Source organism: Sorangium sp. So ce448 (assembly GCF_051520915.1).
Taxonomy (GTDB): Bacteria; Myxococcota_A; Polyangia; order Polyangiales; family Polyangiaceae; genus Sorangium; species Sorangium cellulosum_B.
In genome coordinates, this window is record NZ_CP150343.1 from 12,578,742 (window position 1) to 12,605,233 (window position 26,492).

At 72.6% G+C, this 26,492-nt stretch carries 20 protein-coding genes; 9 read left to right on the forward strand and 11 right to left on the reverse strand.

Annotated elements, in window-relative coordinates; all coding sequences use genetic code 11:
- Positions 1–361: 361 nt before the first annotated feature.
- Positions 362–1,585, forward strand: a complete 1,224-nt coding sequence (locus tag WMF45_RS47295) for an STAS domain-containing protein (RefSeq protein WP_437713511.1) — start codon at positions 362–364, stop codon at positions 1,583–1,585.
- Between the two features lie 19 nt (positions 1,586–1,604).
- Here WMF45_RS47295 and WMF45_RS47300 read toward each other — a convergent pair whose 3' ends face one another.
- Together WMF45_RS47300 and WMF45_RS47305 are read right to left on the reverse strand one after the other, a co-directional pair.
- Positions 1,605–3,053 carry a type VI secretion system Vgr family protein gene (locus WMF45_RS47300; RefSeq protein WP_437713513.1) on the reverse strand — a complete coding sequence of 483 codons (1,449 nt, stop codon included), beginning with the start codon at positions 3,051–3,053 and terminating at the stop codon, positions 1,605–1,607.
- A gap of 115 nt (positions 3,054–3,168) precedes the next feature.
- The gene (locus tag WMF45_RS47305; RefSeq protein WP_437713515.1) at positions 3,169–4,989 is read right to left on the reverse strand and encodes a DUF2169 family type VI secretion system accessory protein; all 1,821 of its coding nucleotides are present in this window, start codon (positions 4,987–4,989) and stop codon (positions 3,169–3,171) included.
- Between the two features lie 71 nt (positions 4,990–5,060).
- Between WMF45_RS47305 and WMF45_RS47310 the strand changes: the two genes are divergently transcribed.
- Positions 5,061–5,399 (forward strand): hypothetical protein, encoded by a 339-nt coding sequence (locus tag WMF45_RS47310; protein WP_437547384.1) that lies wholly within the window; start codon positions 5,061–5,063, stop codon positions 5,397–5,399.
- A 34-nt stretch (positions 5,400–5,433) separates the two neighbouring features.
- Positions 5,434–6,459: a phosphotransferase gene (locus tag WMF45_RS47315; RefSeq protein ID WP_437713517.1), complete on the forward strand. Its 1,026-nt coding sequence runs from the start codon at positions 5,434–5,436 to the stop codon at positions 6,457–6,459.
- A gap of 201 nt (positions 6,460–6,660) precedes the next feature.
- Here WMF45_RS47315 and WMF45_RS47320 read toward each other — a convergent pair whose 3' ends face one another.
- Positions 6,661–8,025 (reverse strand): hypothetical protein, encoded by a 1,365-nt coding sequence (locus WMF45_RS47320; RefSeq protein ID WP_437713519.1) that lies wholly within the window; start codon positions 8,023–8,025, stop codon positions 6,661–6,663.
- Positions 8,026–8,316: 291 nt separating this feature from the next.
- Entirely contained in the window at positions 8,317–9,783 is a 1,467-nt protein-coding gene (locus tag WMF45_RS47325; protein ID WP_437713521.1) for a cellulose binding domain-containing protein, read from the reverse strand.
- A gap of 327 nt (positions 9,784–10,110) precedes the next feature.
- Here WMF45_RS47325 and WMF45_RS47330 point away from each other — a divergent pair, with 327 nt between their 5' ends.
- The 3 genes from WMF45_RS47330 to WMF45_RS47340 all read left to right on the forward strand — a co-directional run bounded on the left by WMF45_RS47330 (position 10,111) and on the right by WMF45_RS47340 (position 13,155).
- Positions 10,111–10,905: an ABC transporter ATP-binding protein gene (locus tag WMF45_RS47330; protein ID WP_437713523.1), complete on the forward strand. Its 795-nt coding sequence runs from the start codon at positions 10,111–10,113 to the stop codon at positions 10,903–10,905.
- Between the two features lie 268 nt (positions 10,906–11,173).
- Entirely contained in the window at positions 11,174–12,442 is a 1,269-nt protein-coding gene (locus tag WMF45_RS47335) for an AAA family ATPase (protein ID WP_437713525.1), read from the forward strand.
- Positions 12,439–13,155, forward strand: a complete 717-nt coding sequence (locus WMF45_RS47340) for a hypothetical protein (protein ID WP_437713527.1) — start codon at positions 12,439–12,441, stop codon at positions 13,153–13,155. The genes WMF45_RS47335 and WMF45_RS47340 overlap by 4 nt, the downstream gene beginning before the upstream one ends.
- A gap of 121 nt (positions 13,156–13,276) precedes the next feature.
- Here WMF45_RS47340 and WMF45_RS47345 read toward each other — a convergent pair whose 3' ends face one another.
- Together WMF45_RS47345 and purN are read right to left on the reverse strand one after the other, a co-directional pair.
- Positions 13,277–14,902, reverse strand: coding sequence for an NAD(P)-binding protein (locus WMF45_RS47345; RefSeq protein ID WP_437296318.1), 1,626 nt, complete (start codon positions 14,900–14,902; stop codon positions 13,277–13,279).
- Positions 14,899–15,621 carry a phosphoribosylglycinamide formyltransferase gene (purN, locus tag WMF45_RS47350; RefSeq protein ID WP_437713528.1) on the reverse strand — a complete coding sequence of 241 codons (723 nt, stop codon included), beginning with the start codon at positions 15,619–15,621 and terminating at the stop codon, positions 14,899–14,901. Before purN ends, WMF45_RS47345 begins: the two co-directional genes overlap by 4 nt.
- A 217-nt stretch (positions 15,622–15,838) precedes the next feature.
- Between purN and WMF45_RS47355 the strand changes: the two genes are divergently transcribed.
- Complete coding sequence (locus WMF45_RS47355; RefSeq protein ID WP_437713530.1) at positions 15,839–19,678, forward strand: protein kinase domain-containing protein; 3,840 nt, start codon at positions 15,839–15,841, stop codon at positions 19,676–19,678.
- 81 nt (positions 19,679–19,759) lie between these two features.
- Here the strand turns inward: WMF45_RS47355 and purM are convergent, their stop codons facing one another.
- Together purM and WMF45_RS47365 are read right to left on the reverse strand one after the other, a co-directional pair.
- The gene (purM, locus tag WMF45_RS47360) at positions 19,760–20,806 is read right to left on the reverse strand and encodes a phosphoribosylformylglycinamidine cyclo-ligase (protein ID WP_437713532.1); all 1,047 of its coding nucleotides are present in this window, start codon (positions 20,804–20,806) and stop codon (positions 19,760–19,762) included.
- Positions 20,807–21,000: 194 nt separating this feature from the next.
- Positions 21,001–21,666 carry a VOC family protein gene (locus WMF45_RS47365; RefSeq protein ID WP_437713534.1) on the reverse strand — a complete coding sequence of 222 codons (666 nt, stop codon included), beginning with the start codon at positions 21,664–21,666 and terminating at the stop codon, positions 21,001–21,003.
- 203 nt (positions 21,667–21,869) lie between these two features.
- On the opposite strand from WMF45_RS47365, the gene WMF45_RS47370 reads away from it, so the two are divergent.
- Positions 21,870–23,228 (forward strand): hypothetical protein, encoded by a 1,359-nt coding sequence (locus WMF45_RS47370; protein ID WP_437713536.1) that lies wholly within the window; start codon positions 21,870–21,872, stop codon positions 23,226–23,228.
- A gap of 214 nt (positions 23,229–23,442) precedes the next feature.
- Positions 23,443–23,871: a (deoxy)nucleoside triphosphate pyrophosphohydrolase gene (locus WMF45_RS47375; RefSeq protein WP_437547399.1), complete on the forward strand. Its 429-nt coding sequence runs from the start codon at positions 23,443–23,445 to the stop codon at positions 23,869–23,871.
- Positions 23,872–23,975: 104 nt separating this feature from the next.
- On the opposite strand, the gene WMF45_RS47380 is transcribed toward WMF45_RS47375, so the two are convergent.
- From WMF45_RS47380 to WMF45_RS47390, 3 genes are read right to left on the reverse strand one after another with little or no spacing between them, the layout of a single operon-like run.
- Positions 23,976–25,079, reverse strand: a complete 1,104-nt coding sequence (locus tag WMF45_RS47380; RefSeq protein ID WP_437713538.1) for a cytochrome c biogenesis protein/redoxin — start codon at positions 25,077–25,079, stop codon at positions 23,976–23,978.
- Between the two features lie 21 nt (positions 25,080–25,100).
- Positions 25,101–25,844: a zf-HC2 domain-containing protein gene (locus WMF45_RS47385; protein ID WP_437713540.1), complete on the reverse strand. Its 744-nt coding sequence runs from the start codon at positions 25,842–25,844 to the stop codon at positions 25,101–25,103.
- Positions 25,784–26,368, reverse strand: coding sequence for an RNA polymerase sigma factor (locus WMF45_RS47390; RefSeq protein WP_437713541.1), 585 nt, complete (start codon positions 26,366–26,368; stop codon positions 25,784–25,786). Before WMF45_RS47390 ends, WMF45_RS47385 begins: the two co-directional genes overlap by 61 nt.
- Positions 26,369–26,492: the final 124 nt, after the last annotated feature.

Genomic DNA, 26,492 nt, shown 5'->3' on the forward strand with positions numbered 1-26,492 from the left:
GGAGACCTCCGAGAATCTGCTGGCGCCGGATGTGATCGCCGGAGAGGTCGTGGAGGACCTGCGGTCCGCCCTCGAGCAGCTCGAGACGGTGGAGGTGCACCCGCACCTCTCACCACGTCTCCCGCTCCGGTCCACGCAGGCGGCGCCTCCCCGTCCTCGGCCCACCTCGCCGTAGCTCATTCAGCGGCGAGCCGGCTCACCGTCTTGCCACGCAGCGCTCGCCACGCTAGCGCTAGCGCCCCCACGTCGTGGCGCGTTTCTCCCGGCTCGATCGCATGACGGCCGCCAGGGAGCTCTTCCGCAGCCCGCTCCGTTCAGGATACACTTATCCTTCTCTGCTCTCTGAGGAGTCGTGAGACTGATGGAATCTGCCCCCAGTGTGTTGCTCGGTGAGCTCTTCGCCCGCTCACCCGATCTGCTCTTCATCGCCTCGGCCGACGGAGCGCTGCTCCACGGGAGCGGCGGACTGCGCGAGGCGCTGGGCCCCGGGGTCGAGGGGGGCGCGCGCCTCGCGGATCTCGCGCACCCGGACGACCGCGCCGCGCTCTCGGCGGCCTGGTCGTCGCTCCTTCAGCGGGACGAGCCCGTCTCGTTCAGCGTGCGCCTGCGCGACGGCGGCGGCGCCTACCGGGCGCTGTCGTGCAGCGCCAGCCGGTCGTCCGACCGGAGCGCCGTCCTCGGCTCGCTCCGCCCCGCGCCCGCGCCCGCGGCTGCGCCGCTGGCCGCCGCGACCCCGATGACCGAGGGCGAGCTGAGCACGCTCCGGCTCAAGGCGCGCATCCTCGACGGCCTCGCCGAGCACGTGGATCCCTTGACGATATGGGCGCTCGACGGCGACGGGATCTACCTCTATCACGATGGCAAGGCGGTCGCGAAGGCCGGGTTCACACGGGGGCAGCACGTCGGGCGCAGCATATACGACCTCTATGGGGCCACCCCGGAGGCCGCCGCCGAGATGCGGAAATGGTACGACGGCCAGATACGCCGCGGTCGCAGCGAGGCGCACGGCGCCGACTGGGACACCTGGCTCGTCCCGCTCCCCAGCGAGCCCGGCGGCCGCATCGACGGCGTGCTCGGGGTCTCGCTCGACGTGTCGGACTCCCGGATCGTCGAGAACGAGCTGCGCATCCAGCTCGACCAGATCGCGGCGCAGCAGAAGGTGATCCGCGATCTCTCGACGCCGATCATCGAGGTATGGGACGGCGTGCTCACGCTCCCCATGGTCGGCACGGTCGACAGCGTCCGCACGGCCGAGGTCATGGACAGCCTGCTCGCGCAGATCGTCGAGAAGCGGGCGCGCTTCGCCATCCTCGACCTCACCGGCGTCGAGGTCGTCGACACCCGGGTCGCGAGCCACCTCATCCAGCTCATCACCGCCATCCGCCTCCTCGGCGCGGACGGCATCGTCGCCGGCATCAAGCCGACCGTCGCCCAGACCATGGTCGCGCTGGGCCTCGACCTCACCCAGCTCAACACGCAACGCAACCTGCGCGCCGCGCTCAACTACGCCATCCGGGCCATGACAGGCGCCCAGGGCGCCTCCTCCGCCGCGAGCCCCGCGCCCGGCAAGAAGCCAGCTCCCTGAGCGGCGTCATCGAGGCGGCTCACTCGTCCACGAGATCGAAGACGATGCCTCCCTGCGTCTTGATCCGGTGAGTCGACCGGTTCGCGCTGTTGACCGGAGAGGGCGTCAGCGGGTTGGGCGCGGCGCCCACGATGACCGGCCGATCCGGGTCGCCGTTCACGAAGGCGATGAGCACCTCGGTCCCCGGCTTGAGCGGGAAATGCGTGCCGTAGTTCGCTCCAGCGTGGTTCTGGAGCATGCGCACCGGCCTGGACGACACGCCGCCGGCCGCCCCCGTGTCGAACAGGAACCGGACCATGTACCTGCCCTGATCGTCGATCTGCGCGTCGTTGCCCCCGCCCCCCGGCCCGGCGTCGACGATCCCCGTGACGACGCCGCCGATCCGGGGCGCCTTCGTGACGCGCGGCGGCCGGTACGTGTTCTTGCCCGGGATCGCGCGGAAGGTGTTCACGTAGCGCCGCGGCTCGTCGCCGCCGCCCTGGCCGCCGGCCGCCTGTGACGCGCGGTGCTCCACCTCGACGACGAGCAGATCGAGCGCCTCCAGGCTCGGGTGCCCTTCCAGCACCGATCGCCCGCCCGCGGTGATCGCGCACACCGAGCTCCTGCCCGCATACACGAGCTGCGTCGCCTGCCGCTCCTCGGCCCGGACCTGCGCCAGCGCCTTCCCCTCCGCCGGCGTCTTGTAATGGCCTCCATACTCGACGACGCCGCCCGCATACCCGGTCGAGAGGACGTGCTCCGACGTCAGATCGAGCATCGGTTGCCGGTAGTTGTAGTCGCGGGCCACATACACGCTCGGCACGAGCCGCGATCTCGCCTCGATCTCGAAGACGTCCCGCGTCTCGCCGCGCTCGCGGAAATGCACGGACTCGGCGCCGGCCGCGGGGTTGAACCCGGCGCCGTCGGTGAAGACCATCGTGTCCTGCCCGTCCTGGTGCTCGAAGAAGAAGCTGATCCCGGCGTGCTCGGCCAGGCGGCTGATGAAGGCGAGATCGGTCTCCTGGTACTGCACCGTGAACTCCCGCGGCGGGTACGTGCCCGAGAGCCTGAGCTCCACGTCGCTCCCGCTCAGGCCCACGAGCTCGAGCTTCTGCTTGATGAGGTCCGGCACCGCCTTGTTCATCGAGATCTCGGTGGTCTCGACCAGCGTCAGCCGGAAGGCGCGCGGGACGATGTGCAGCCGGTACGCGCGGTAATCGCGCAGGTTCCCGAGGAGGTCGTGGACCTCCGCGATCATCCCGTGGACGCGCCGCAGCTCGACCCCGTCCTGCTCGAAGACGATCGCGACGCTCTCGCCCGTGAAGGTCTGTCCGTCGACCCCGGCGTCGCTCGGACAGGCCACCTCGACCTCGAACGTGAAGAGCTGAGAGATCGCCTCGCGCCCGGACAGCCTGTTCACCTGGAGGAGGTCGGACGAGAAGCCGGAGAGCTCCAGTCGAATGTCGAGTGAATCGGATCGGGTGGTCATCGTCGCAGCTCCATCCTTCGTGCCGTGGGAGAAGATCTCCTGCCTTGGGGCGCGTCGCGCGCGGGCGCCCCTCGCGCTCGTCGAGGTGGGCTCGGCGAGCTACCGTTCGCGCGAGCTACCGTTTGCGATCGAAGCGTTCGTAAAGGCTCCTCCTCAACGAAGGGGAAGGAGTCGGCAGCGCCGGGCGCTCCGGCGGTGGAGGCGGCGGCCGTCGGGGCGGCGGGGCCGGCGGCGGCTCGTCCGGCTCGGGGGAGCGCGCGCGCGTCGGCGAGGCGCTGAGCACCGGCCTCGGCGGGGGCTCCAGCAGCGCGGGCTCCGGCTCCGGAGGCGGCGCGGCCGGCTCCAGCTCCGGAAGCGGCGCGACCGCGGTCTCCGCCGCTTCCGCGTGAGCCGGTGAGGCCGTGAGCGCGCCATCCTCCGAGGCGCGGGAGGGGCCGGGCGCGCCGGCGGCCGGCGCCCAGTCGTCGTCCAGCGAGAGGGCGAGCGTGCCCGAGCCCGCGCGCTCCTCCGCCGCGACCGGCTCCCGGGCGATCATCGAGGCAGGCAGCGCCGCGCCCGGGGGCGCCGGCTGGAACGGGAGCGCCGGCTGGTCCGTCGCCTCGGCGTCCTGCTCGGGCAGCAGGGCCAGCGTCGTGGCGGGAGACCCCTCCGGGCCTTCTTCCGCCGAGGAAATCGAGAGGGTCCCGGTGTCGAGCCGGGGCCCGTGCGCGCCCGCGGCCGGCCCGGCGACGTCGCCGGGAGCCGACCCGGGGCGGAACGGCGTCGCCGCCGCCGAGGCCAGGGCAGCCGCCGCCACGCCGACGTCCGCGAGGCTCAGCGTGCGCGCCCCGGCGCCCGGATCAGCCTGGGTCTCCCCCAGGCCGCCGTCGTGCTCATGGTCGACGCCGCGCGCGGCGCCCTGCTCCGCCGGCAGCTCGGGCCACTCGAGCGGCTCGCCGGGGAGCTCGACCCCCGCAACGAGGGTGGCCGCCGCGAGCGCGGCCTCGTCGGGGACGACCAGGCTGCCCCGGAAGACGAGGGTGCAGCGCTGCTCGTCGCCGTCGATGCGCAGCGTGTCCGCGTTCAGCTCGAGCGGGTGACCCTCGCTCACGCCGAAGGCCGAGAGGCCGTGGACGCGCGCTCGGCCGCGCGCCTCGGGCAGCCGCGTCCGGAGGCGCGGCAGCGTGGGGTGGAGCCCGTGGAGCTCGATCCACTCGCCGCCGCGCAGGTAACGCGTGCGCTGATCGGGGGGCGCCGCCTGGTAATAGGCCCACTCGAAGGGATCGGGGATCTCGGCGATGGCGGCGTCGAGCGCCTTGCGGGGCGTGGCCCCGAGCAGCCGCCTGCGCGCGGGCCAGGCGCGCGCGATGGGCCCGAAGCCGGCCGCGCGCGCGGGCTGGAGGGGATCGACGATGTTCGCCTCGGGCTCGGACGCGTCGCCCGTCGCCTGCACGCCGAGGAAGTTCTCCTGGTCGTTCTCGCCGCGGAGCGCCCGCTCGTACACGAGCGGCATCCGCTGGAACCCGGCCCTGTCCTTGACCAGAAGCTCCTTGTCGAGGAGAAGCCCGTCCTCATCGGAGATCGCGAGTCGCACGGGCAAGGCGTGCACGGGCGCGCCCGGCGGCGGCGCGTGGGCGTGGCCGGTGAAGAGTACGTCGGCGCGCTCCAGGTGCGGCGCCAGATCGCTCGTGAGCCGGACGCTCCGCCCAGGGTTGTTGCCGTGATGGACCTCCCCCTGGACGACCGGCTGCGGCTCGACCCTGGGCATCTCCGCGTCCGCCGCGAAGGCGAAGGTGGCCTTGACGATGACGGTGATGTGGAGCTCACCCCGGCTGCGCCACGCGACGGCAGTGGCGGCGGCTCCGTTCAGCGGCGTGACCCTCACGGGCCCGGTCGCGCCGTTCGTCCCACGGTTCATCGCGCTCTTCGCCGCGCCCTTCTCCGCACCGTTCGCCATTCCGCGGCGTTATAGCACGGCTCTCGTCACGAACTTGCCGCCGCACTGCCCCCATGCCACCCACGGCGATCATGAAGCCGGCTGGAAACGCTCGTGCGCTGGGATCGGCGCTCGCCCTCCTCGTCATGATTGCCTCGTTCGGCTGCGACACGGTGGCGACGCTCGTCGCGCCCGCGGTGCCGGTGGTCATCGAGAAGGCGACCGCGCCCGGGGAGCCCGCCGCGCCCGAGGATCCCGCCGCGCCCGAGGCGCCCGAGAGCCGGAAGTGCTGCTTCCGGAGCGGCGAGGGCGCCGCGAAGGTGTGCGAGAGCCAGGAGCGCTGCTGCTCCGGCAGGTACGACCGCAGCGCGTGCGAGGACTCGGGCGGTCTCTGGTTCAACAGCGCCGACGGCTGCGCCGGCGCCTGCTGAGCGTCTGGCACGCTCCGCCGGCGTAGGAAAGGGTGTGCGCGAGCTCGACACCGACGCCCTGCTCCGGCTCGTCCAGCGGGCCACGGGCCATGTCCCGTCGTCGATGGTCCCGCTGCGCGGGGGTATGTCGTGCCGGCGCTATCTGCGCGTCGTGACGCCGGCCGGGACGGCGGTCGCGATGTTCGCGCCGAGCACAGGGGCCGACGGCGTCGCGGTCGGCGGCGCTCCCCCGCGGTGGCCGTTCCTCGAGGTGCACGCGCTCCTCCGGGAGCGCGGCGTCCGGGTGCCGGCGCTCCTCGCCGAGGACTGCGAGCACGGCCTGCTCCTCCTGGAGGATCTCGGGGACGCGACGCTCTCGGCCTTCGTCGAGCGCGCGCCCGCCCGCCGCGCCGAGGTCTACGCGCTGGCCGCGCGCGATCTCGCCCGGGCGCAGCGGGCGCTCGCGGCGCTCCCGAGCGGCTCGATCGTCGACTCGTGCGCGCTCGACGAGACGCTCCTGCGCTGGGAGCTCGACCATTTCCGCGCGTGGGCGCTCGACGCGCGCGGGCTCCGGCTGGGCGACGTCGCGCGGGCGGAGCTCGACGCCGTCTCGGAGCGCCTCGCCCGGCGCATCGCCGCGTGGCCGCGGGGCTTCGTTCACCGCGATTACCAGAGCCAGAACCTCATGATCGTGGACGCGGCGGGCGGGGGCCTCGAGATCGCCTGGCTCGACTTCCAGGACGCCCTCCTCGGCCCGCGCGCCTACGATCTCGCGACGCTCCTCAATGACAGCGCCCAGGACCTGGATCGCTCCTTCGTCGAGGCCCGGCTGGACGACTATGCCGCCGCCGCCTCGCTCGACCGGACGGCGCGCGACGCGCTTGGCCGGGAGTTCGAGGTGCTCACGGTCCAGCGCAAGCTGAAGGACGCCGGCCGCTTCGTCTTTCTCGACCGCATCGGCGTGGATCCGACCTACCTGCGCTACGTCGAGCCCGCGCTCGCGAGGGCGCGCGCCGCGCTCGCGAGGATGGGCGACGACGAGGACATGCGGGTGCTGGCGCGGCTCATCGCTCAGGCGTGAGAGAATTGAACGCAAAGGCGCAAAGACGCAAAGACGCAAAAAGACGAGAGGAAAGGGGGCCTCGAATGCCATGCCCTGACTATCTCGTCGTGCTCAATCCCATCTCTTTTTTGCGCCTTTGCGCCTTTGCGTCTTTGCGTCTTTGCGTTTGAATCTGATATGCCCGGTCGTCGGCCGGCCGGATCTCGGCCTCGGCGCGGCTCAGAGCTCCGACTCCTCCAGAAAGCGCTGGAGGAACGTGACGGCGGCTTGCTCTCCAGCCTCCGGGAAGCCCCCGAACATCGCGAACTGGTGCCATACCCAGTCGGCGTTCAGATAGGTATCCTTCTCGCTCGCCTCGAGCGAGGAGCACACGTGATCCCAGCGCGGGTTCGCCCCGGGGAGATAGCCGCTCTTGTCGGGCGGCAGGCTGGTCAGGCGCGCTTCCCTGGAGGGGCCGGGGAGCTTCTGCTGGAGCGCCGCGTTCGCGTCGAGCTGATGGCCGCCGGTCATCCGCAGGCGGCGCGAGGCGTCGCCGCCGAGCCAGCGCACGAGCAAGGCCTCGTTCTTGGCGATGCCGCGGGCGTCGAACGCGAACACCTCGCTCACGCGGTCCTTGTTGGCCGCGAGCGCCTGCCACAGGGCCAGCCCGCCGGCGCTGAAGCCCGCGAGCCCGAGCTTGCCGAGCCGCGGCCCGCCCTGCCCCGTGCCGATCTTCCGCGCGCCGCAGAGGAAGCGGAGCGCTGCCTCGGCGAGGCCCGGCAGGCTCGCTGTCGTGGCGGCGCCGAAGCTCGCCCCGCTCGGCCACGGGTGCAGCATGACCACCGCCCTGCCGCTCGCGGCGAGCGCCTCCTCGAAGCCGCAGCGGACATAGACCCAGCGGGACTGGTCGCGCGGATCGCGCTCGAACACGTCGCGCGCCCAGAACGACGCGCCGGGAGACGGGTCGGGCATGAGCAGGTATCGATTCAGCCCGAACATCTCGTGGCGCTGGTCGACCCGGGTATACGGGTACCCTTCCGGCCGGTAGAACACGAGGGCCGAGATTCCATCGTCCGGCGGCGCCTTGCAGGCCTCCGGGATGCTCGCGAACCAGATCTTCGGATCCCCCGCTGTGGCGCCGAGGGCCACGAGCTCGGTCCCGGACCGGTGCTCGCGCCGGTACTCGTCCGCATACCCGGCGTAGGCCATCCAGAACGGGGTGATATCGACGAAATCCGTCCTGATCTGGGCGAGCGCGAGGCCGGGCGCCGATTGCACGTCGACGAGCGGGTGAGCCTGCCCGAGCGCCGGGTCCGGGGCGGGGCTGAGCGCCGTCCCGCCGCTCGCCACGTCGAACGCCTGGTCGACCGACAGGACCTCTTCCTCCAGGGCGGGGACGTCCTCGAAGGCGTCGAACGCCGCCGAGAAGCGCGCGCTGAGCGCGACGCGCGACGCCCCGGCGGGGATCACGAACTCGCGCCGCCCAGGGCTCGAGCCGGCGAGCGGCAGCGGCGCGTCGTCGGCCGCCGCCTGCACGTCGGCGAGCGCGTCGGGCAGGAGCGGGCTGCCCGCATTGCGCCAGGTGACCCGGAGCCTCAGCGCCATGCGGCGCCCCGGACCGGAGGGCGCGCCCGGCGACAAGGGAGCGCGGCGGCGTGGAGGGGGTCGACCGGGCCATTGCCGGCGAAGGGGAAGCGCTGCGGGGCGGAGGGCACGGGGCGCCCACGGTACCAGAGGGCGCGGGCCGCGGGCGAGCGCGACCGGGCGTGGAGGCCGCGCGGGGAGCCCCGAGAGGCGCGCTTCCCGTGTCGTTCGGCCGATCCTGCGGGCGCGGCGCGCCGCGCCGCCGGGGGCTGTGTCGCCTCCTCGGCTGGCGCGGCGCCAATCGACTGGAGCTCAGCGGTTGCCGTTCGCGCAGTACCCGAACTCGACGGCCGTTCCAGACTTGATCTTGGCGTTCCAGTTCACGCCGGTGAACACGAAGTCGGTGCCTTGCTTGACGGCGTTGGTGTTCCAGAAGTCACGGAGCGTCGCGCCGTTCGAGGGCACGTAGAGCTTCCATGGGGTCTCGCCGCTGTCTTTCTTGGTCAGCTTGACGTTGTTGCAGTAGCCGCCCGTCCAGGTCGAGTTGGGGGTGATGCCGATGGTGATGTCGCCGCCCTCCACGCGCACGCCGGTCCCGGGGTTGCCCCCGCCGCTGCCGCCGCCGCCGGTGCTGCTGCTGCTGCTGCTGCTGCTGCTGCTCGACGAGGACGTGGTGGTGCCGCCGCCGCCACCACCGCTGCCGGAGGTGCTGGAGCTGGAGCTGCTGGAGGTGGTGGTGCTGCTCGAGCTGGAGCTGCTGCTGCCCTTCACCCGGGCGATGAAGCTGTCATAGCCGGCGACGTCGCCCGTCTGGGAGAGCATGACGATCGCGACGCCCATGTCGACGGCCTTGGCGACGTTGCTCTCGTTGAGCCAGGTGGAGTCGACGTTGATCGGGCCGCCGCCGAACGTGTACGCGTCCACGATGACGAGCGGCAGGCCGAGCGCGGTGGTGATATCGCGGTAGGTGAAGTTGTCGATCTTGCCCTCGGTGAACGGGAACTGCTTGCCCGTGAGGCCGACGTACTTGACGACGCTGCGATCCCAGCCGGCGTAGAACCCGCCGGGCGTCGTCGCCCACCGGGTCGCAGACGGGTTGAACCACGGGCTGAAGTCGATGACCACCCTGCACGAGGGGCAGCCCGACTTGATGGCGCCGAGGATCTGGTTCATGAAGCCGTCGGATTCCGTCTTGTCGAACGCGTTCTGCTGATCCTTCTGCGAGAACTGGTACCAGTCCGGCTCGATGTGGATCAGCGGCTCGACCGCCCTGCCCCCGAGGCCCGCGTAGATCTTCTGCGCCGCGTCCTTGTACTTGGTCACCATCGCGCCGATGTTGGCGCGCACGTACGCCGCGCCCCTCTGGCACAGCGGTGCGCCGCTGTTGCCGTCGCAGTCGTTCTCGGACCCGAGCCCCTTCTTCGTCATGTCCGTGGCGATGTAGCCGAAGAAGTAGGGGGTCTTCCCCGCGTTGACGATCTGCGTAAGCTTGTTCTTGTGCGTGCTGGTGAAGCCGCCCGATTGCAACCAGTCCCCGACGGCGACCACATCGACGTTGGCGGGTCCGGACTGGGGCGGCGACCAGCTCTGGCTCCACTGCGGAGCGACGCCGAAGCGCATCTGCGATGCCGCCGCGGCCGCCGCTGCCTCATCGGCGAAAATCTCGTCCTCTTCGGAGGCGCTGGAACCATCGTCCGCGACAACGATGCACCCGCCGACAGCGGCGAGCAGGCACAGAGCTGCCCCAGCACCGAAAAGCGAACCCTTGATCTTCGTCATTGTCAATCTCCAAGTGACCGAGCGGCTCCGCGCCGCATCGGATTTTTCCGCTCCCGAGTGCCAGCATCGGCTTGGCACGGGGCGCTTGTTGAAAGGAAGGTTCGTAGAGCGTTGCAACGGCCGGGCCATCGTCTCTCCAGAGAGGAGAACGCCGGTTCACGGGCACATTCCGACGGTGCCTGTCCGCGAGAGATAGAGAGTGGGCCGATGGAGTGGATCGCCGAACCGGGGCACGGATGATCCACCGCGAACGCCCTGATTTCTCGGTGCGGGACGCTGGCAAGCGGGTAGTCTGCGCCCGATGAACCAGCACCGTGGAGTGGAGCGATGATCGCGCCCGCGCTCATCGAGATCGAGGACGCCGAGGTCTTCCGCGGCGATACGCGCGTCTTCGAGGGGCTGTCGCTGCGCATCGAGCAGGGCGAGAACACCGCGATCCTCGGGCCCAACGGCGCCGGGAAGTCGACCTTGCTGCGGCTTCTCTCACGGGAAATCTATCCGGTCCACCGCGAAGGCTCGCATGTGCGGATACTCGGTCACGAAAGGTGGGAGGTGTCCGCGCTCAGGCGCAGGTTGGGGCTCGTGTCGTACGAGCTGCAGATGGCCTATCCCCGGGGTGTGCGGGGCTCCGATGTGGTGCTCTCCGGCTTCTTCGCGAGCGCCGGGCTGCACGAGCACGAGCCGCCGACCGCCGCGCAGCGCCGGCGCGCCGAGGAGGTGCTCCGCGACCTCGGCGTCGCGCACCTCGGCGACAAGCCCATCGCGGAGATGTCCGCCGGCGAGCAGCGGCGCTGCCTGCTCGCGCGCGCCCTTGTGCACGACCCGGAGGCGCTGGTGTTCGACGAGCCGACGACGAGCCTCGATCTGAAGGCCGCGTTCGAGCTCATCGATCTGCTCAGGCGCCTCGCGCGGCAGGGCAAGACGCTGATCCTGGTGACGCACCATGTGCAGGAGATCCCGCCGGAGATCGGGCGGGTCGTCCTGCTGAGGAGTGGCCGCGTCTTCGCCGATGGCCCGAAGCGCGCGGTGCTGACCGACGACAACCTGTCCCGTCTGTTCGACGTGCCGCTCACCGTGGTCGAGCGCGACGGGTTCTTTCAGGTATTTCCTCGAAGCCTGTGAGGCGCCCGCCCGCGCCGAGTTGTCGCTTCGCTGGGGCGTCGCCGCCCGCCGGCACATGCCGGCGGGCGGCAAGGCCCAGGCGAGCGGCCGGACGACGCACGCGAACGAGGTGGACGGCTTGCGCGGGGCCCGCGGTCCTCGGCCGCCTCGTTCCAAGGCGGCCGAGGTCGTCGCGGACGCTGCAGCGCGTGGATGTGGCAGCAAAGCGTCCGATGGCGTAGAGGGGGCAGGGCGCTGGGTGAAGGCGGCCCACCGCTCCGGAGAGGGAATGCTCGCACGGTTGGAACTCCACCACGTCGGACCGGCCCCGCACCTGGAGCTCGATCTCGCGCCCCGGCTCAATCTGATCACCGGCGACAACGGGCTTGGGAAGACATTCCTCCTCGACGTGGCCTGGTGGGCGCTCACCCGCAGCTGGGCCAGCCATCCGGCCGCCCCGCACCGCGCCCCCGGGCTCAAACCCACCATTTCCTTCCGCTACCACGTGAAGAACGGCGTGGTGGGCCACAGCAGCCAGTACGACTTCAGGGCGCAGGCCTGGCCCATGAAGCGAGGCTTCCCGGCCAACCCGGGCATGGTGCTCTATGCCCGCGTGGACGGGTCGTTCTCGGTCTGGGATCCGGCGCGGAACACCTGGAAGAACGTGCCTTCGCTGAGCGTCGATGCGCCGGATCGACCGCCGGCGTATCATTTCAATCCGAAGGAGGTCTGGGACGGGCTGGAGCCGGACGGCAAGGTGCTCTGCAATGGTCTGATCCGGGACTTGGCCTCTTGGAAGGGGAGAGGCGATGCATCCTTCCTGCACCTGATGCAGGGGCTCGAGGCGCTCTCCCCTTCAGAGCACGAGCGGCTGGAGCTCGGTGAGCTGACCCGCGTGAGCCTCGAGGACGCGCGCGACATGCCGACGTTGAAGACGCTTTACGGGCAAGAAGTACCTGTCGTGTACGTCTCGGCGGCGGTCAAGCGCATCATCGCGATCGCGTACCTGCTCGTGTGGACCTGGCAGGAGCACGTCCAGGCGAGCCGGCTGCTCAATCAGGAAGTCACGAAGCAGATCATCTTCCTGGTCGACGAGCTCGAGGCGCACCTGCACCCGCGCTGGCAACGGACGATCTTGCGCTCGCTGCTGCGGGTGCTCTCCGCGCTCACCGGAGCCGAAGACGTCGAGGTGCAGGTGCTGGCCGTCACCCACTCGCCGCTGCTCCTCGCCTCGCTGGAGCCGCTGTTCGATCCCGAACGGGACGCGCTCTGGAATCTGGATCTGGTCAACGAGCAGGTGGTGCTGCGGCGCGAGGTGTGGCGCCGCCGTGGCGACGCGAACGCCTGGCTCACCTCCGATGTCTTCGATCTGGAGGAGCCCCGCTCGCTCGAGGCAGAGCACGCCATCCGGCGTGCGGAGAGCCTGATGCGACGTGACCACGTCGCCCCGGAGGAATTCGCAGCGGCGCGGGACGAGCTGAGGGCCAGCCTCCCCGACGTTGACCCGTTCTGGGTTCGATGGCGCTTCTGGGCCAGAGAGGCCGGGCTCGATCGATGATTCCTGTGGAGAAGCAGCCGGAGCCGCGGCCACCGGGGTTCGATTTCGACGGTAAGGTCCGATCGCCCGGGCGGAGCGCGCTTGCCGAGCTGACCGGACAGGAGCCCACGATCCGCCGCCGTGGGCCGCGCATCAGGCAGCGCGCCGATCGGATCGAGGATCTCGACCCGGAGGTGCTCCGCAAGTACGCATACTGGACCCGGGCGCTCGAGGCGTTGCACGATGCGTACAGGGGCATCTGCGCGTACTCCTGCTTTTACATCGAACCGGTCACCGGTCCCACCGTCGATCACTTCGTAGCCATCACCCGCACGGAGCTCGCGCAGGCGTACGAGTGGGACAACTACCGGCTCGCGAGCTCATTGATGAACGCCTGCAAGCGCGAGTTCCCGGAGGTCCTCGATCCGTTCCTCGTACAGGACGGCTGGTTCGAGCTCGACATGGACACCCCGGAGGTGAAGCCCGCGGCATCGCTCTCCCCGGAGACCTTGCAGCGCGTTGAAGCGACGATCCGTCGGCTCAAGCTCAACTCCCGCGACTGCAGGAGCGCGCGACGTCGTTATTTCGACCTGTACTGGCAGCCCAAGGCCTCCTCGCGACCCATCCCGCTCTGGTTCCTCGAGGAGCAGGCTCCCTTTCTCGCGCGCGAGATGCGCCGCCAGGGCCGCGTCCGCCCCGAGGATCTCGAGGCGCCGGCGAATCCGGCGACCTGAAGCAGATGCTGCCCCTGCCTTCCCCGACCGGCGCTCGGGTCGTTCTCCGCTACCAGCGCTCCTCGCATCGACGGCGGCCGGTCGGGGCCGTATCGGGCCAGACCGGTTCGACGACGCGGCGCTAGCCGATTTCCACCTTGCTCCACATGTCCCTCCGCATCCGCTCCTTCCTCCGGTCGGTCCGGGTCACGAGCCGGGCGGCGCCCCAGGCGGCGAGCAGCTGGCCCTCCTGGCCGAGTCCGGGCAGCACGCTCCGGCCGACGAGCAGAGTGCGCTCGATCGGCCCGCGGATCGGCTCGCCCGCGAGCCCGAGGTAGCCGGGCGGGTCGACCTCGAGCTGCCGCACCATCGGCTCGGCGCCCGGAGCCGCGCCCTTCAGCGCGGCACGCTCGATGAGACGGCGGCGCTGGCCGTCGTAGAGCCACACCGGCAGCCCGTCGTGCACCGAGTCGACGAGCACGAGGTGGCGCTCGAGGAAGGGGAGCTCGGCCGTGAGCGCGTCGAGCACCGCCTGGCGCGCCTCGAGCAGCGACAGCGGGCCCCGGTCGGGGAGCAGGATCTCCGCCACGAGCAGCGTGTCGGTCGAGGGAGCCGGCAGATCGCAGCGCTGGAGATGGACCACGGGGCGCCCGGGGCCGGTCGGTCGCGTCTGCCGCGGCGAGCTCGGACGGCCCCCGGAGGCGCCGTCGCTCGACACGCGCGGCGGCGCGGGCGAGCGGCCCGCCGACGCGGACGGGAAAGGGAACAGCAGCGCCTCGGGGCCGAGCGGCTCGGGCAAACCCTCGCGGCGCACGATGAGCGACACCACGAAGCGGCCGACCGAGGAGGTGATCCGCGGCCACTCGCGCAGCGCGCGCTTGTGGATGCCCTCGCCGCCCGAGAGGCTCGCGAGCGTCTCGCCGTCCATGTCGGTGATGACGAAGCTGCTGCCGTTCGGGTGATCGTCGCCGTCGAGCACGACCCCCGCGGCGGTGCCCCTTCGGACGTGGACCGACGCGGCGCGCTCGTCGAGCAGGCAGCGGCCGCCGTGGGCGAGGATGCGCTCGACGAGGAACTCCTCGAGCTCCTCCTCGCCGCGCGGGAGCATCATCAGCCCGCGCGTCCACGCCCCGTGCAGGCGCGCGACCGCGAAGGGGGGCGGGAGCGCCGAGAGGTCCGTGGCGAAGAGGACGGACTGCGTGACGATCGAGCGGAACAGGTGGCCGCGCGGGAACTCGACGAGCAGGTCGGCGTCGGGCTCGGCGCGCGCGTAGGGGAGCATGCCGGCGTAACGCGCGGTCTCGCGCCGCTCCCAGAAGGTGCCCGGCGGCCAGAGGGCGTCGTGCGAGAAGGCGTCGTCCGCGGCGCCGTTGACGTGGGCGAGCTCGGCGTAGAGCTCGTCGACGACCCGCCGGAGCTCGGGGAACTCGCGGTCGATCTCGCGGCCGAAGAGGACCATGTCGGGCGGCACGTCGAGGCGCCGGCGCGGCGCGACGGCCTGCAGCATGGGCATGGCCGGGACGATGCGGCGCTTCCAGGTCTGCGACTGGGCGAGCTCGACGAGGAAGCGGCGCCACGCGGGCGAGGGCTCGGCGAGCATCGTGAAGGCGCGCCGGCGGAGGACGTGCTGGTCGAGGCGGTAGGTGGGCGGGCGCTCGCCGTGCCCGACGACCATCACGGTGAAGTCGCGGCGCGCGAGGAGCGCCGCGGCCGTGAGCGCGCCGATGGACCGGCCGAGGACGATGACGTCGTAGTGCTTGTGGATCACGCCCCTTCCCCGACTTCTCCGACTTCCCTGACCTCCCCGGCGCTTCCCTGCGCAGGGCCGCCCTGGGCGAGCCCGAGCGCGGTCTCGACGCCGGCGAGCGTCGCGCGCGCTCGCCCGCCCGGCACGTCAGGCGGCGCGATGTGGAGGCGCCCCTCGGCGATCCACGAGAGCGCGCGGATCAGCAGGGCGTGCTCCTGGACGAGGATGCGCGCGGCGAGCGCGTCGCGGTCGTCCCCGTCGAGCACGGGGACGGCGGCCTGCGCGAGGATGGGCCCGGTGTCGGTGCCGGCGTCGACGAGGTGGACCGTGCAGCCGGTGACGCGCACGCCGTGATCGAGCGCCTGCCGCTGGGCGTCGACACCGGGGAAGGAGGGCAGGAGCGACGGGTGGATGTTCACGACCCGGTGCGGGAAGGCGTCGAGGAAGGTCGTCGTGAGCAGGCGCATGAAGCCCGCGAGGACGACCCAGGTCGCGCCCGCCTCGCGGAGGGCGTCGACGGCGGCGGCGTCGAAGCTGTCGCGATCGGCGAAGTCCCGGTGCGCGATGACGCGCGTGGGGACCCCGGCGCGCTCGGCGCGCGCGAGGCCCTCCACGTCGGGCCGGTTGGACAGGACGAGCCGCACGCGGGCGTCGAGGTGGCCGGCGGCGATCGCGTCCAGGATCGCCTGGAGGTTCGAGCCGCGGCCGGAGATGAGGACGCCGAGATCGAGGGGGGGCATGGGGGGCAGATACTACGGCGGAGGCGGGCGCGGGAGAGATCCGGGGCAGAAGCGGCCGCCCGGGTCTCGGGGGGGCGCATCGAGGGCCGCGAGGCGACCTCCGGGCCGCTCGCGCTGTCATTTGCGGCTGCGCACGCTCGCGCCTCGCCGTGGCCGGGCCCCTCTGGCCGGCCACCTACCAATGCCGCGCCGCTCGGGGTAGGGTGGCGGCGCCACGATGTCGGAACGCCCGCCTGAGCCGACCCTTACCGCCGACGAGGCCGCGAAGCACCGGGCGAGGTCCTACCTCGGGCGGGTGATCTCGAAGCGCTACCGCATCGACGAGGTCATCGCGATGGGCGGCATGGGCGCTGTCTACCGCGGCGAGCACGTGCACATGCACAAGCGCGTCGCGATCAAGATCCTGCACCCCGACACCGAGCGGCTCCCCGAGCTCGTGCAGCGCTTCGAGCGCGAGGCCATCGCCGGCGCCCACATCCAGCACCGGAACGTCGCGACCGCGACCGATTTCGGCGAGGCGGAGGACGGCTCGTTCTTCCTTGTCCTCGAGTACGTGCGCGGCACGACGCTCCACGAGATCATCCGGCGCGGGCCGGTGCCCGCCGCGCGCGCCGCCCTGATCGCCAGGCAGCTCGCGGCCGCGCTCGACGCGACCCACGCGATGGGCATCGTCCACCGCGACGTGAAGCCGCGCAACGTGATGGTCGTCGAGCCGCAGGGCGACCTCGTGAAGCTCATCGACTTCGGCCTCGCGAAGGTGAGCGTCGATCAGCTGCGCCGGTCCACCGCGTCGCCGGAGTCCGCGCGGGCGGGGGCCGACTCGCTCCCGGTCCGGCTCACCACGGCCGGCGTGATCTTCGGGACCATCGCCTACCTCGCCCCGGAGTCGGCGCTGGGGATGGATTTCGTCGACGAGCGCGCGGATCTCTACGCCCTGGGCCTGATCCTCTACGAGATGCTGGCCGGCAAGCACCCGTTCCTGGCCAAGGATCCGGTCGAGCTCTTCAACCAGCAGCGGAGCGCGCCCGTGCCGGCGATCGCCACGCACTCGCCCGGCGTCGAGGCCCCGCCTGCCCTCGAGGCGGTCGTGCGGCTCCTCCTCGAGAAGAATCCGCGCGCCCGCTTCGGGACCGCGGCGGAGCTGATCGCGGCGCTCGACGATGCGTGCTCCGTGTCGGGGATCGCCGTGCACGAGCCGCGGGCGGAGATGGCGTCGAGGGGGGAGATGTCATCGAGGGCGGAGATGGCGTCGGTGCCCGCGATCGCGGACGCGGCCCGCGTGCCGAGCAACCGGCCGCCCGTGCCCAGCGCGCCGTCGCGCGCGACCGACGCGAGCGCCGGCGGCTCGTCGGCGATCCTCCTCGGCGATTCGTGCCTGGTCTCGCTGGAGGACGTCGCGGGCGCGCTGGCGCCCGCCGGCAGCGGCGCGGGCGCGCCGGAGGCAGGGCGAGCGCGCGCGTCGAGCGAGCCGGGGGAGGGGCGCGCGGACAGCGTGGAGCTGGCGGGGATGACGGCGGCCGTGGAGCCGGCGGGGCCAGCGGCGGCCGTGGAGCCGGCGGGGCCAGCGGCGGCCGCGGAGCCGGCGGAGGGCGACGAAGACGACGAGGACGCCCTCAGCCACTCGCGGCCGACGCCGGTGCGCAACACGCCGACCCTCGTCGCCGAGCTGACGCGCGACTCGCGCCCGACGGCGGTGGGCGGCGCGGCGTTCATGGCGCAGGTCGCCTTTGCGCAGGAGGCCGCCAGGGCCGACGCTGCCGCCGCGGCCGACGACTCGAGCGTGCCGGAGGACGCGCGCCCGACGACGGTAGGCGGCGCGGCGCTCATCGCCCAGGCGGCTTTCGCTCGCGAAGCAGCCGGCGGTGGCGCTCCTTCCGAGGCCGATGACCCGCGGCCGCCGCGCGACTCGTGGCAGCTGTTCGATGCGGCGGCGCCGTCGCAGGAGCCGGCGACACCGGAGGAGCGGGCGCTGCCGGTCTCGACGGATCCATCGCCTGGGGAGGCAGCGCGGTCCGTCGAAGCGCCTGTGGCGACGGCGGCAACGGGACTCAGCTCCCTGCGGCTGTCGCTGGACGATCTCTTGTCGTCGCCGGGTCAGCCGGAGCGTCGCCCCGTAGAGCCCTCGGCGAAGAAGCCGTCGCCGTCGGGCGTGGAGGAGCCGTCGTCGCCTGAAGCGGAGCAGGCGCCGTCGAAGCCGCCGTCATCGCCAGCGGCGGAGAGTTCGCCGTCGAAGCCGCCGTCGTCGCGAGCGGCGGAGAGCTCGCCGTCGAAGCCGCCATCGTCGCGAGCGGCGGAGAGTTCGCCATCGAAGCCGCCGTCAGCGGAGCGTGCGTCATCGAAGCCGCCGTCCACGTCCGCTGTGGAGTCGGCGTCCGTCGCGAAGCCGGCGTCGTCGAGGCCGCCGTCGTCGCCTGAAGCGGAGCAGGTGCCATCGAAGCCGCCGTCGTCGCCAGCGGCGGAGAGTGCGCCATCGAAGCCGCCGTCGTCGCCAGCGGCGGAGAGTGCGCCATCGAAGCCGCCGTCGTCGTCTGCGGCGAAGCGTTCGCCATCGAAGCCGCCGTCGTCGCCAGCGGCGGAGAGTTCGCCATCGAAGGCGCTGCCCGCGTCCGCTGCGGAGCCGGCGTCCGTCGCGAAGCCGGCGTCGTCCAAGGCGCCGTCGTCGTCTGCGGCGGAGAGTTCGCCATCGAAACCGCCGTCGTCGCCAGCGGCGGAGAGTGCGCCATCGAAGCTGCCGTCGTCGTCTGCGGCGGAGAGCTCGCCATCGAAGCCGCCGTCGTCGTCTGCGGCAGAGAGTTCGCCGTCGAAGCCGCCGTCGTCGTCTGCGGCGGAGCGTGCGTCATCGGAGCCGCTGGCCGCATCCGCTGTGGAGGCGGCATCCGTCGCCAAGCCGCCGTCGTCGAAGCCGCCGTCCGGGGCCGACGCGGAGCCGGCGCCATCGCCGTCGCCCGCGCCGTCCGTGAAGGCGCAGCCGCCGCAGACCGAGCCGGCTCCCGTGGCGTCCGCGTCCCCGCCGCCGGACGAGCCGCCCGCAGAGGATGAGGCGCCCGTCTCGGAGCCGACGTCCGAGCGGATGAGCGGCTCGCGGCCAGCCTTCGCCCCGACGCTGCTGCGGGAGCTGGAGGCCGCCGAGGCAGAGCGCGTCGCCCGCGAGCGCGAGGAAGAGGCCAAGCGGAAGCTCGCCGAGGAGGCAGAGCGCGCCGCGCGCGAGCGCGAGGAGAAGGCCAGGCGAAAGCGCGAAGCGCGGGAGGCTCGCGCGTCGCGGCTGGGCCCCGAAGGCCTCGGCGGCCGCGTCGGCCGGCTGGCCCCGTACCTGGGCGGCGGCCTCCTCGCGGCGGCCATCATCGCGGCGCTCGCCGGCGGTGGGCGCGCCCCGCCCGAGCCGGAGCCCCAGCTCGGCCCCGCGAGGCCCCCCGCGAGCGCGCTCGCCACGAGCGAGCCGGCCCCGACCGCCGCCGTCCCCGAGACCCCCGCGCCCACGGCGCCGGCGCCCGAGGCCGCTGCGCCGGCGGCGCCCGACGCGCCGGCTGAACCCCCGCCCGATGAAGCGGCCCGGAAGGCGCTCACCGACGCTGTCAGGGCGCGCCGGTGGGTGAAGGCCGCCGACGTGATCCAACAGCTCGCGGAGCGCGATCCGACGGCGCTCCGGGAGCGCGCGCTCGCGATCGCGGCGCGCAACGTCGCCATCGCCATCGCGAAGACGGGCGAGGAGCACGCCGACAAGGTCTTCGACGCGCTCTCGAGCCGCTTCGGGACGGCGGGCATCGACGTGCTCTACGAGATCGTCGAGACCCGCGGTCGCTCCACGCCGGCCACCCGGGCCGCGAAGCTGCTCCGCGATCCGGAGATCGCGGCCCGCGGGACCCCAGCGGTCCGGATCTCCTTCGAGCTGCGCGACGCCACGTGCGGCGAGAAGCTCCCGTTCCTCGAGCGCGCGGTCTCCGATGGCGACCAGCGCACCCTCGTCGTGCTCGAGACGACGGTGAGGCCCTGTTACAAGAAGAGCCGGGCGATCGACGAGGCGATCAAGAACCTGCGATCGCGGCTCGAAGGCGGCTGAGCTCGCGCCGCGCGGCCCGCGCGGCCGCCCGGCGCATCCGGTCCTGCGCGCCGCGCATCGCCCTCGCCGGCGCCGGCCCGCTCATCCGAACAGCACGCGCTCCTCGAACGGCACGTCGCCGACCGACACGACCTCCCCGAGCACCCAGGCCTGCTCGCCGCTCTTCGCGAACGCCTCGATGGCCCGGTCGGCGGCGCCCTTCTCCACGACCGCGACCAGCCCGACGCCGAGGTTGAACGTGCGCCGCATCTCGGCCTCCTCCACGGGGCCGCCGCGCTGGAGCACCTGGAACACCGCCGGCCGCTGGTAGGAGCGGAGGTCGAGCCGCGCGCCCAGCCCGTCCGGCAGCACCCGCGGCAGGTTCCCCGGCAGGCCGCCGCCCGTGATGTGCGACAGCCCCCGGACCGCATCGCCGCAGGCCCCGAGGAGCGCCGTGATCGCGCGGGCGTAGATCCGGGTCGGCGTCAGCAGCGCCTCCCCCACGGTGCCGCCGAGGTCGGCCACGCGGTCGCTCATCGTGAGCCCCATCTCCTTCTCGAGCACGCGCCGCGCGAGCGAGAAGCCGTTCGAGTGCAGCCCGCTCGACGCCACGCCGATGACCGCATCGCCGGCCGCGATCCGCTTGCCGTCGAGGATGCGCGACCGCTCGACGACGCCGACGGCGAACCCGGCGAGGTCGTACTCGCCGTCCGCGTACATGCCCGGCAGCTCGGCCGTCTCGCCGCCGATCAGCGCGCATCCGGCCTGCTTGCAGCCCTCGGCGATGCCGCGGACCACGGCCTCGCCCACGTCGACGTCGAGCTTGCCCGTCGCGAAGTAGTCGAGGAAGAACAGCGGCCGCGCGCCCACGGTCAGCACGTCGTTCACGCACATCGCGACGAGATCGATGCCGACGGTGTCGTGGACGCCCGTCGCGAACGCCACCTTCAGCTTGGTGCCGACCCCGTCCGTGCCGCTGACCAGCACCGGCTCGGACAGCCCGCCCGGCAGCGCGCACAGCCCGGCGAAGCCGCCCACGTCGGCGAGCACCTCGGGGATGCGCGTCGGCTTCGCGAGTCGCTTGATGCGCTCGACGAGCGCGTCCCCTGCATCGATATCGACCCCGGCTTCCCGGTACGTGACGCTCATGGCAGGCGCATCCCACACCTCGGCGGCAAAGGGAAGCGGGCTCGCTCTCCGGCTCCGGCCTCCGGCCTCCGGGCGGCTCCGGGGTCGGCGGGCGGCCGGGCTCCCCGTGCCGCGGGGGCCGCCGCGGGCAGACGCGCGACCGCCTGGCCGGGCGAGCGCTCGTGCTTCCCCCCACCGTACAGCGAAAGCCCGCTCTACCAGCGCACGACGAGCGGCACTTCTGCAGGGAACTGGTGAGATTGCCCTTCGTGACCGTGATCCCACTCCAGCTCGAGAGAGCGGGTCGCCCCACGATCGATCGAGAGCATGCCCTGGTCCACGAACCAGCGCACGCCCGACGAGAGCGGCGGGCTCTCCGCTGGCAGTTGCAGCCGTACACGCGTCAGCGTCCGGCGCGCGCCGCGATGCGATCGCGACTCGATCGGGGTGGTTCGCCTGAGGGTCTGGGGCGCCACGAATATCATGGGCTCCGCCAGGGACCCTCTCGGCGTCACGATGGGCATGCTCATGCCCGTCGGCATGTATTTCGGCTTGTAGTCCCAGGTCTCGAAGGGCCAGTCCCCGGCGCCTCCGGCATCGGTGGTCCTGAAACAGATGCCAAACGGGCATGCGCCTGTCTCGGCCCAATGAATGCGTTCGTGTAGCCCCAGCGGCCGAACGATCTCGGTCTGCAGCTCCTCCAGATCATGGACGCCGAGGACCTCGAAGAACGCGTTCTCGAAGGCCGCGCACGCATTCGCGGTCCCCTGACCCTCATGCACCGCGTGGCGGCTGAAGTTCAGGCCGAACTCGGCGAGCATCCGCTCGACGATGCCGACGTCGGGTGTCGCAAGGAATACATGATCGACTTCCCAGCCCATCGACTGCCTCCGAGTGGAGCCGGCGTCCCGGGCTCGCACGAGACTGTAGCGTGAAAAGCAACGCCAACTCAACAGCACCCTACCTGATCAGGCTGTGCCGCGACCGGGACAGCCGGCGGGTTTGCAAACCGTCGCGCACGCCTGACGTTGCTTCGGGGTATGCTGCCGCGGCCACGCATCGTGGCTCGCACCAAGGAAACCCCATGAGAGTCGGCGTTTCGCTCACCCTCCTTGTCTCCTCTTCCTTCCTCGCCGCCTGCTCCGGCGGCGGCTCATCGGCCGGAGACGGCGGGACCGGAGGCACGGCCGGATCCGGTGGCGCCGCGGGGACAGGCGCTGCCGGCACGGGCGCCGCCGGCGCGACGGGGACGGGCAGCTCGGCAGGCGTCGGCGGCGCGGGCCCGGGCGAGCCGATCGATCTCTGCGCGGGCCTCGTGCAGGACAAGGAAGCGCGCCCGATGACCGAGCTCGCCAGGCCGGCGCTCGGCGAGGCCGTCACCGACGCCGAGTTCGGCACCACGATCCGCCGGATCACGGCGGTCGCGCCGGGCGGCGGGAACGACCCTGTCATCAAGCCGATGTACTCGACCATCTCGGCGTGGAACGCGGACGAGTCGAGGCTCATCCTCTTCTCGGTCGCGGCCGGCGAGCACCAGCTCTACGACGGCAAGACCTACGAGCTCATCGGGGCGCTCGACATCTCGCCGGCGGACATCGAGCAGGTGTACTGGCACACCTCCGATCCCGACGTCCTGTTCTACGTCGACGGCAAGGACTTCATCCGTTACCACGTCGGCGCCGGGACGAAGGAGGTCGTGACGACGTTCGACTTCTGCTCGGGCGGCGCGAGCGCGGGCGGCGACCCGCTGTTCATGTCGTGGGATTCGAACCGCATCGGCCTCACGTGCGACGATCAGGTGTTCCTCTACGATATCGACCAGAATACGGTGCTCGCCAGGAAGGCGCTCGACGAGAACCCCGCCCAGGTCGCGCCGAGCGGGACGCTCGCGTTCCTGAGCGACAGCGGCGGCGTGACCGATCCGCAGCTGAACGTGGTGCGTACGCTGGACCTGCTGGAGCCGTACGGCCACGCGTCGCTGAGCAGGGTGAACGGTCATGACACCTGGAACGGGGCTGTCTACGATCCCGGTCCCGGCGGCAATGACGACATCGGGCTCCTCGTCACATGGGATCTCGCGGAAGGCACCTCGAAGGTGGTCATCGGCCCGGAGACGGGGTGGCCCTATCCCCCGACAGGGCACATCTCGGGGATGGCGTACAAGCAGCCGGGATGGGTGTTCGTGTCGTCGATCGGCGATGCGTCGGGCAGAGGGGTGCTCGACATGGAAAACCTGATCGCCGACACGAGCACGGGCAAGGTCTGCCGGATTGGCCGTCACCGGAGCTGGGGCAAGGAGAACACCCACCTCGTCGAGCCGTACTGGGCCGAGCCGCACACCGTGCCCAGCCCGAGCGGCACGCGCGCCGTGTTCGGGAGCGACTGGGGCAACGGGGATACCGTCGACGCCTACGTGATCGAGCTGCCCAGCTACACGCCGTGAGCACGGGTCGCGACGGGCCGCGCTGGCCTGCCGGAGGTGCTCCCGGTCCTGCCGCTGCTGCCGATCGCGCCCCCGCTCCCGCCGCGACCGGCGCACGCGTCCGAGGGTGAGAAATCCCAGCGGCGCAAGGCAATGAAGACGCCCGAGGGATGTGCGGCGTCGAGCCGGCCGTTCGCCCTTGTCTTGCGCGTCGCGACCGACATTCTAGGCGCCCATGTCCGCCACGCCCGAGCCCGCTCCGCCCCTGGTCCTCGTCGCCGCCGCCGTCATCATCGAGCGTGGCCGCGTCCTGCTCACGCAGCGCAAGGCGGGCGCGCACCTCGAGGGCGCGTGGGAGTTCCCCGGCGGCAAGGTCGAGGCCGACGAGGATCCGCGGGACGCCCTGATCCGCGAGCTGCGCGAGGAGATAGGCGTCGAGGCCCGGGTCGGCGACATCGTCGAGGTGACCTACCACCGCTATCCGAAGAGGCCGGTGCTCCTCCTCTTCTACGCCGCCGCCCTCGCCGAGGGCTCGCCCGCGCCCGCCGCGCTCGACGTCGCCGACGTGCGCTGGGCCGAGGCGGCCGATCTCCGGGACGAGCTCTTCCCGCCCGCCGACGTCGCGGTGCTCGCCAAGGTGCGCGCGCGGCTCGCGGCGACGTAGCCCCTCGTGGAACGGTGTCTCCCGCCTGAAGGCTGGTACACGGGGCTCCGCGAAGCTCGGGTGGCCTCCGGGGATGAGGGGGAGCGAGCCCCGCCGTGGTGGGCTCACAAGGCAGGGGGGCACGCCTCGCCGCGGACGTCGCCGATGAGGCTCGCGAGCCGCTGGGCAGGCAGCTCGCCGACGGCGCGCTCCACCTCCTGCCCGGCGGCGTCGACGCTGAGGAACGTCGGCACGAAGCGCACGCCGTAGCGGGCGGCGAGGGCCTGCCCGCGCGGATCGTCGACCTGGATGCGCAGGACGGTGCCGTCCTCCTTGGCGCAGCGCCCCTCGAGCTCCTTCACGAGCGGCGCCATGCGCTCGCACACCGGGCAGTGCGCGCTCTCGAACTCGAGCAGCCGAGGCATCCCCTCGGGCAGCGCGACGTCGCCGTGCGCCACGGCGCCCTCCGGGGCCGCGCACGCGCCGGCGGGGCCGACCTCGCAGGGCGCGCCCGCGTCCACGGCCGCCGCGGGCGCCGGTGAGAGGGCGTCCAGGCGGCCGTCGGCGACCGCGATCCCGGCGGCCACGAGCAGCGCCCCCGTCACGCGCTGGAGGGCCGGCGTGGCCGGCATCAGGCGGCGCGCGAGCGCGACGGCCGCCGGCCCGACGAAGGCCGCGGCGACGAGCGGCGCGGCGAGGCCCGCGGCGTAAGCGCCGAGCTGGATCGCGCCGGTGAGCGGGCTCGCGCCCGCGCTGGCCGCATAGGTCAACGCCGCGCCGAGCACCGGGCCGACGCACGGCGTCCACCCCGCCGCGAAGGCGATGCCGAAGAGCATGCCCCCCCAGAAGCCGCCCGCGCCCGGGAGGCGGGAGAGGAGCGGGCGCGCCTCGCGCTCGAGCCACGGCAGGCGCAGCACGCCCAGGAGCTTCGCGCCGAAGAGCGCCAGGAGCACGCCGGACGCGACGGTGAACGCGCGCCGGTGGGGCGCGAGGGCCGCGGCGAGCGCCGAGGCGCCGGCGCCGAGCGCGACGAGCACGATGGCGAGGCCGATCGCGAAGCCGACACCGGCGAGGCGCACGCCGCGCCTCGCCGCCGCGGGGTCCGGGCCGCCGAGCGCCCCGGCGCCGCCGAGGGCCGACAGGTAGACAGGGAGCATGGGGAGCACGCAGGGCGACGCGAACGTCAGGAGCCCCGCGCCGAAGAGCGCCAGCAATGAGCCGATCGTCATGGGTCCTCGCGATCGACGGGATCAGCGCCCGAAGAGCGCCGGCGCGAGCGCCGCTGTGTCCACTTCAGCCACCGCGAGCACCGGCTGCTCCACGCTCCTCGCGCAGATCGCGTTGCCGAGCGGCCCCCGGGTGCACCCCACGCCGCGCCCCGCGAGCGCGCGCGCCGCCGTCGCGGCGCCGGACCCGGGCGGCGGCACGAACACCGTGAGCGGCTTGTCCCCGCTCTCGTACATGAGCGCCGCCGTGCGCGTGCCGCCGATCTGGCAGAGGCGCGCCCCGAGCAGCCGGGCGCCGGACACCGCCGGGACGGTCACCTCGTAGCCGAGCTTCCCCTCGAGCCACCCGGCGACGGCGCCCGGATCGGAGGACTCGAAGTCGCACGGGCGCTCGCGCGCGAAGCCGCGCACGTGGTGGCTCACGAGCTCGTCGGCCATCGCCGCGCTCACGCCCCGGCTCGGGCTGCCGACGAGCAGCGCGGCGGCCGCCGCGGCCGCGGCGACGGCGCCCGTGATCGCCCAGGGGCCGCGGCGCCGCGCGCGCGCGTTCCGCGCGGCGGCCTCCGCCCGATCGCGCAGGCGCTCCGGGACCTCCCCGTCCGCCTTCGCGACGAGCGCGCGCCGCACGCCGCCGAGGACCTCCGCTGCGCGCCGGCAGGGCGCGCAGCCGGCGACGTGCGCCTCGATCCGCGCCGCGTCTTCGGGCGTCACCTCGCCGTCGTGCCACGCCGAAATGTTCTCGAACCACTCGCGGTTGCACCCTGCCATGACGTCTCCTCGCATCGTTCGGAGAGGCCCTCGACGAGCGCGAGCCGCGCCCTCGAGAGCCGTGATCGCACCGTGCCCACCGGGCACGCCTGGAGATCGGCGATCTCCTCGTAGGAAAGCTCCTCGACCTCCCGCAGGAGCAGCGCCTCGCGCCACTCCGGGGCCAGGCGCGCGAGCGCGCGCTCGACCTCGTCGGCGAAGCCGCGCTCGAGCAGCTCCGCCTCCAGATTGCCCTGCGGCTCCGGCACCGACTCGGCGCCGCGGCCGCCCTCGATCACCTCGAGCCGCTGCCGTGCGCCGCGCGTCGCGTTGAGCAGCACCGATCGCTCGATGCGGAGCAGCCACGCGCGCATGCGATCCTCGTCGCGCAGGTCGGCGTGACGCTCGATCGCGCGCACGATCGTCGCCTGCGCCAGATCCTCGGCGTCCTGCTCCGAGCGCGTCAGGCGGCGCGCAGCGCGCAGGAGGCACGGGAGCTCGGCGAGGAGCCGATCGACGAACGAGGTGTGGGGAGACGTGGGCATGAGCTGGATCGGGAGCAGGAGGGCCGTGGGCCGCCTCGTTCCCGGACACTCTCAGGACACGGCGAGCCCCGAGAAAAGTTCCTGACCTTGCGGGAGGTGATCCGGCTCACATCGACCGGCGATC